Source organism: Neisseria sp. HMSC055H02, from assembly GCF_001813335.1.
Classification (GTDB): domain Bacteria; phylum Pseudomonadota; class Gammaproteobacteria; order Burkholderiales; family Neisseriaceae; genus Neisseria; species Neisseria sicca_C.
The window spans coordinates 27,689-34,444 of the sequence record NZ_KV812105.1 but is presented as its reverse complement, the minus strand read 5'-3'; the positions used below and the strand labels follow the sequence as shown (position 1 = coordinate 34,444).

The following is a 6,756-nucleotide window of genomic DNA, read 5'->3' as shown; positions in this document are numbered from 1 at the left end:
GAATAGGCTTTTATCGGGTGTCCAAGATTTGGGGAGTAGTTCAAAGTTTCAGACGACCTTCCTGTATCGTGCCTGCATTTTATGTTCGGCAAAATGAAACGCTCTATATTTTGCCGGCTTATCCAATCATCAGGTTTTCGGCAGGGTAACGCCGGTTTGTCCCATGTATTTGCCGTTGCGGTCTTTGTAGGAAGTTTCGCAGATTTCGTCGCTCTCGAAGAAGAGGACTTGCGCCACGCCTTCGCCGGCATAGATTTTGGCGGGCAGGGGGGTGGTGTTGGAAAACTCGAGGGTCACGTAGCCTTCCCATTCCGGCTCGAACGGGGTGACGTTGACGATGATGCCGCAGCGGGCGTAGGTGGATTTGCCCAAGCAGACGGTCAGGACGTTGCGCGGGATGCGGAAGTATTCGACCGTGCGCGCCAGTGCGAAGGAATTGGGCGGGATGATGCAGCAATCGTCTTCGACGGTGACGAAGTTTTTCGGGTCGAAGTTTTTGGGATCGACGATGGTGCTGTTGATGTTGGTGAAAATTTTAAATTCGTTGGCGCAGCGGATGTCGTAGCCGTAGCTGGACGTGCCGTAGGAGATGATGCGCTGTCCGTTGGCTTCTTTGATTTGGTTCGGCTCGAAGGGGTCGATCATGCCGAACTCTTCGCTCATGCGGCGTATCCATTTGTCGGACTTGATGCTCATAATGTTTTCCTTGTTTCTTGCGGTTTTCAGACGACGTCTGCGGGAAGGTCGTCTGAAAATGCGGGACGGGGTTATTTGGTTTTGGGCAGTTTCACTTCTTTAATGATGCCGTTTTCGCATTTCATGATGAAGACGGTTTCGCCGTTTTGCGAGGCGGTGAATTTGCCGTGTGCCAGGCCTTTTTTGAACGTGCCTGACAGTACCATGTTACGGAACTTGGTGCTGTTGGAATTGAACGGCTCGATGAAGGTTTCGCGGTTGACGGAGACGGTGTAAACGCCTTGACCGTCGAATTTGCCGTTTTTAAACGCGCCGGTGTAGCTGCGTCCGTCTTGGCAGCGCCATGTGCCTTTGCCGGCGGGTTTGCCGTCTTTGCCGACATCGCCGTCGTAGGTGCAGCCCGGCTCCTGATAGGAAGTCAGGACGGCGGCCGAGGCGGGGAGGGCAAGCATAATGGCAAGCGGCAGGAATGCGAGGTGTTTAAACATAAAGGTTGTCCATTGGATTTAGGTTTCAGACGACCTTCTATCGTGCAAAGGTCGTCTGAAAAATTAGTCTTGCCAGCCGTCCAAATAGGAAACCAGCTCTTCCAACATGGTGCTGATGGATTCCGCCATCAGGATTTGCGAAGCGAAGGCAAGGCTGGCAGCATCGTCGCCGTTGCTTTCGGCTTCTTCCTGCAATACGTCGAGGTATTGGATGCGCTTGAGCGTGAAGTCTTGCGTGAGGATGAAGGCGATTTGCTCGCGCCACACCAAGCCGAGCTGGGTTACGGTTTTGCCGTTTTTGACGTGTTGGACCACTTCATCGGCGGTCAAATCTTGTTTGGACACTTTGACAACGGGAACAACATCGCCCACGCCTTTGAGTTCGCAATCGCTATCCAATTCAAAACCGCCTTCGCAATGCCCTTGCAAAAGCCATTCGGTCATTAGGGAAGAGGGCGATTGCTTGGTATTCGGCAGCGAGGCTTCCAAACCGCCCAAGGCTTCGCGCAGTTTGGTCAGGATGTTTTCCGCTTTGGCGGAAGCCGCATTGTTGACGAGCAGATAGCCGTGGCGGGTGTTGAACACCGCTTCAGTGCGGCTGCTGCGGGTAAATGCGCGGGGCAGCAGGTCGTCTGTAATTTGCTCTTTAAGCTCTTGTTTTTCCTTGCGACCGACATTGCGGGCTTCATTGTTTTGAATTTCCGCAACCTTTTCTTCCAAAATATCGCGGATGACGCCGGCAGGCAGGACTTTTTCTTCTTTTTTCAGGGCGACGCGCAAAGTAAAATCGGCAGGGAAAACGAGTTCGGGAGAGAACGGAACCGGTGCGGCAAAGCCTTCGCTGGACCAGTCCAAACCTTGGCAGCGGGTAAATTCAGCCTCCGCAAGTTTGTCGGCAAGTACGTCCGCTTCGGGCAGCTTTTCTTTGTTGAGCGGATAAAAACTGATCTGCTTGAACCACATGGTTTGTTTTCCTTTTCATTAAAAGCGGCATTATACAGGCAAAGCCGATACAAAGATAAGGCGCAGAAGGGTCGTCTGAAACCAGTTTGACCATAAAAAACGCCTGACCCGTTGACAGCGTTTTAACGCTTATGTATAGTTCGCAACTCGGTTACGCGCCCATCGTCTAGAGGCCTAGGACACTGCCCTTTCACGGCGGCAACCGGGGTTCGAATCCCCGTGGGCGTGCCAGATTTTCAATAAACCCTTACTGGAGAACAGTAAGGGTTTATTTTTTGCTTTTGCGAATGGATGAGATTGGATGTTGGCTTTTTTCATACAGCCATTTTAGCGGGGCATTATTTTTCATATTTAGATAAATCGCTAAAATTTATCTTCCGTAATATCATCAGCAATATCATATTGTTCACTAGTGAATAAACTATATAAAAAATTCAAACTCTTTAAAATTTTTTAGAAATCTTCTTTATCTTTCTAACCAAATCATATGATTTGACTGGGACTTGGAATATCTTAATACCTAATGACCCGTTTTTCTTCAAACATATTGAAACTTTTGCAATAACATGAGTTATTAAAATTTTATGCTCAATACAATTTTTAAAATGGAAAACCTCCCTAATTCCTTCTACTTTTTCTCAATATCAGAAAGATTTTAGTCAATTGAAATTTTTTAACACATTTTCATGCGTCAAATTCGCAGGTCGTCTGAAAACACTGATGTGTGTATTTTCAGACAACCTTTTTCATTCCATTTACAGCCATTGCGCCAAGGATTCGGTATCCAAGTCCCATTGCCAGATGCCGTTGTCCGTGCCGTCCAATCCGCGCAGGAAGAGGTATCGGATGGCGATTTTGGGTAACGGCTTGCCGCGCAGTTTGAAATAGCGGGCTACGGCGATGGCGTAGATGAGCGCTTGCAGGTAGTAGTGGTGGTCTGCTACGGCGTCGTTCATGGCTTGTTGCGTATAGGCTTCGGCGTTGTCGCCCAGATGGTTGGATTTGTAGTCGATGATGCATACGAGGTCGTCTGAATCTTGGCAGACCATGTCGATGAAGCCATTGAGAAAACCTTGTACATCTTGGAAATCCAATCTTTCTGAGGCTTCGATACATTCCGGCGGCAGTGAACTGTTTTCGCGGGCAAACCAGCGGCGCAGGTCATGGAGTTTGAAATCTTCGGTGTAGAGGGTGAACCCCATTTCCGGAAGGCGACGCTCGGGCGGGATTTCAGACAGGCTTTGTGCAGCAAGGCGCGTTTTGCGGCAGGTGTCGAGCATTTGTTTGACGGCATCTGTCCAGAGTAGGTCGAAGCCGTAGCGGGTCAAGGTTTCGGCTATCAGGTTGCTTTGGTTTTCGGCGCTTTGGGCAAAGTCGAATTTTTCCAACATTTCATGCAGGCAGACGCCGGCATTGGCGCCGCGCGGGAAATGGTGGATGTCGGTGTTTGGGGGGTCGTCTGAAACGGGGAGGGCGGTTTCAGACGACCTTTCTGTTTCGGTGGCGGTTTCTGCGGGGTCGAGTGCGGGTTGTAATTCTTCGCGCTCGTCGTCTCGGGTTTTGACTTGGCGGCTGAGGCCGGTAAAGCTGGTATGTCGGATGAACTGAAATCCGCGGGCAGGGATAACGGCGGCTTGATAGAGGTCGTCTGAAAGATGGCGGTTTTGCGCGGCAGCGGGTTGCGGCGCGTCTTCGGAAAAGCTGAAGTCGGTATGTTCGGGAGGATTTTTGAGGAAGCGCAGCCAGTTGTTTTTCAGCATTTGCAGCTCGCCTAGGGCTTTGTTTGCTTTGCGTTCTTGGTCATAGGCCCGGCGGGTATCCGCCCGATTGCTGTCGGCGCTGCCTTCGAGCAGGTAGGCAAAAGGGGAATCGGCGGTATCGCCGCAATGGGCGGCATAAAGGACGAGCTGCTCTTCGGCACGGGTCAGCGCGACGTAAAGCAGGCGCAGGCGTTCTGCCATTTCTTCATCGGCAAGGTGGATGCGGTCTTCATCGTTGAGTTGCGATTTGGCAAGCAGTTCCGTGGTGTGGTCGGCGGTGTGGAGGATTTGCCAATCGGCGGGCTTCATGTCTTTCGCGTCCCAAACGAAAGGGCAATAGACCAAAGGATATTGCAAACCTTTGGAGGCATGCATGGTAACGATTTTGACCAGTGCTTCATCGCTTTCAAGCCGTAACAGTCCTGATTCTCCGACAGATCGGTCTTGCGCCAGGCTGATTTGGTTGTTGAGCCATTGATGTAGGGCGGCGGGGCTGAGGCTTTGTCCTTCTTCTTCGGAGAGGCACTCTAAAAGCTGATGGAAATTGGTGAGGCCGCGCTCGTCGCCGCGTGCAAGCAGACCGGTTTCGATGCCGTGCAACGAGGAGAAGTGTTGCAGCGCGGCATAAATCCCGCTTTTCCGCCAAATGGCAACGGATTCAGCGGCAGTGTTTATCCAGTTTAATAATTCAGCTTCGTTGCGGTTGAGTTGATACAAGGCTTGCGCGTCGTAGCCGAACAATGTGCCGGATAAGACGAAGCGCAGCGAGCCGATTTGTCCGGGATTGAGCCAATAATCCAACAGCGCGGCAAGGGCGAGGGCTTCCGGCGTGGTGAAAACCGATTCCCTTGAGAGTAAAACGCTTTGTATGCCGCGCGTTTTCAGCGCTTTTGCTATCATCACGCCTTCGTTAAACGTCCTGACCAAGACGGCAATATCGCCTGAAACGACCGGTCTGTTTTTGAATTTCAGACGACCTTCGGCAGCTTCGTTGAGCGTGTGGGCGATTTCGTCGGCGCAATATTCGGAGGCACGGCGGCGCAAGATGTCTTTGTTGAGCACTTCGTCGTCTTTGCCGTTGAGCCAGCGTATCTGTATGGCGGTGCGGGGCGGCGAAAGCCGGCTTTCGGAACGTGCGGCGCCGACTTCGGTATAGTCTATGCCGTCCAAGACGAAAGGACGGTTTTTGCAGCGGAACAATGCGCCTATGCCGTTAATCAGCTTGGCATGGCTGCGGTAATTGGTCGCCAGCGTGTAGCTGTGTTGCGCGTCGGCTGCGGCTTGCAGATAGGCGTAAATGTCGGCGCCGCGAAAGCTGTAAATGGCTTGTTTCGGGTCTCCGACTAAGAATAAAGGCTTGTTTTGGCTGATGAAGATTTTTCGGAAGATTTCGTATTGCAGCGGATCGGTGTCTTGAAATTCGTCAATCAAAGCGATGCGCCAGTTTTGCGCCACCGCCTGAGCCAGTGAATCGGCCTGCGGGTTGTCGGTCAATGCGTCGTAAACGTCAAGCAGCAAATCGTCGAAACCGCGTTCGCGTTTGGATTTTTTCTGCTCGCTCAGACTGGCATTAAGATGGTCGAGCAGGTCGAGGTGGAGCAGGGTAAGCGTCTCTTCTTCGGCTTGCACGATGGCAGCTGAATCTGCGCCGAGATTCGCCAATATCTGCAAATCGGCAAAGGCGGCAGTATCGGGAGTATTGCCTTTTTTGACTTTGGACGCTAAAACTTCTATGGCAAACATAGGCAGCTTTTCTGCCGTTGTTTTGCTAAAAGAAGGAAGGGCATCGGATTGGGCGGCGGAGTGGAGTTCGAGAAAGACGGTTTTGAATGTTTTCTCACGATATGAGTTGCCATCTAATATCGGACGGATGCGCCAGAATGTTTCTTCCAAAGCATCCAGTTTGGAACGCACTTTTTCCCATGTTTTCCGAAAGTTTTCCTGCGCGGCGACTAAGTCTGCTTCGGGTCGTCTGAAAACCAAATACGGACGGCTGACGAACTTTTGTATTGCCGCCAGCATGGTTTGCGGCGTTTGGCGGCGTTGAAATACCAGCTTCGCCAAAACGGGATGGTTGACGATGCGGTCGCGCCAAAAATCTTGAGCGGGAATCAGCAGGCGGTCGCGGTTGTCTTCAGTCAACTCGACATCCATAGGCGCATGGCACAAAAATGCATAATCGCGCAAAATGCGTTGGCAGAAGCCGTGAATGGTATAAATCGCGGCGTTGTCGAATTGTCCGATGGCGGCTTTGAGGCGGACAATCAGCCGCGCCCTACTTTCTTGAGCCAACGCCTGTTTGAGCAAGCCGGTCAGAAACACATCACCCGGATGATTGTCTCGGCAATATGCTTCAAGGTCGTCTGAAAGATTGTCCGTATCCTCTACGCTCTCCAAAGCCTGCAATACTTCGTCCAAACGTGCGCGCAAACGGGTTTTCAATTCCGCCGTTGCCGCCTTGGTAAAAGTAACGGTCAAAATGCTTTCGACAGGCATCTGCTCAAGCACGACCAAACGCGTGAACAAAGCCGCAATGCCGTAGGTTTTGCCCGTGCCGGCAGAAGCTTCAATCAGATTGGTACCTGCTATGGGGATGCTTAAAGGATCGAAGGCTGGAATGGGGGCGTTGGCAGGCATGGTAAAAGGAGAATGAGTTAAGGAATAACAGGATACAGAGATAATTTTGCTCTTGCGCTTTAGATTGGTTCCCAATCTTCACCGTTTAAATCGGCTATATTTTTCGCTATTGCCGAAGCGTTGTTGGATTTGTTGTCCGACTTGCCGAGACGGACAATATTGTTCTGTCTTATCATCAGGTAATTTTATAGTGGATTAACTTTAAACCAGTA

The 6,756-nt window shown here is 51.2% G+C and carries 4 protein-coding genes and 1 tRNA gene; 1 reads left to right on the top strand and 4 read right to left on the bottom strand.

The annotated features are described in order from the left end of the window. Nucleotides 1-129: 129 nt before the first annotated feature. From dcd to HMPREF2907_RS08330, 3 genes are all read right to left on the bottom strand, one after another. Nucleotides 130-696, bottom strand: coding sequence for a dCTP deaminase (gene dcd / locus HMPREF2907_RS08340; RefSeq protein WP_003741335.1), 567 nt, complete (start codon nt 694-696; stop codon nt 130-132). Between the two features lie 71 nt (nt 697-767). Further along, the gene (locus tag HMPREF2907_RS08335) at nt 768-1,184 is read right to left on the bottom strand and encodes an MORN repeat-containing protein (RefSeq protein ID WP_070682060.1); all 417 of its coding nucleotides are present in this window, start codon (nt 1,182-1,184) and stop codon (nt 768-770) included. A 63-nt stretch (nt 1,185-1,247) separates the two neighbouring features. Then, nucleotides 1,248-2,147 (bottom strand): recombination-associated protein RdgC, encoded by a 900-nt coding sequence (locus HMPREF2907_RS08330; protein WP_070682058.1) that lies wholly within the window; start codon nt 2,145-2,147, stop codon nt 1,248-1,250. A gap of 155 nt (nt 2,148-2,302) precedes the next feature. Between HMPREF2907_RS08330 and HMPREF2907_RS08325 the strand changes: the two genes are divergently transcribed. Continuing rightward, a tRNA-Glu gene (locus tag HMPREF2907_RS08325) sits at nt 2,303-2,378 on the top strand. Between the two features lie 524 nt (nt 2,379-2,902). Here HMPREF2907_RS08325 and recB read toward each other — a convergent pair. Beyond that, the gene (gene recB / locus HMPREF2907_RS08320) at nt 2,903-6,544 is read right to left on the bottom strand and encodes an exodeoxyribonuclease V subunit beta (protein WP_070682055.1); all 3,642 of its coding nucleotides are present in this window, start codon (nt 6,542-6,544) and stop codon (nt 2,903-2,905) included. Nucleotides 6,545-6,756 lie beyond the last annotated feature (212 nt).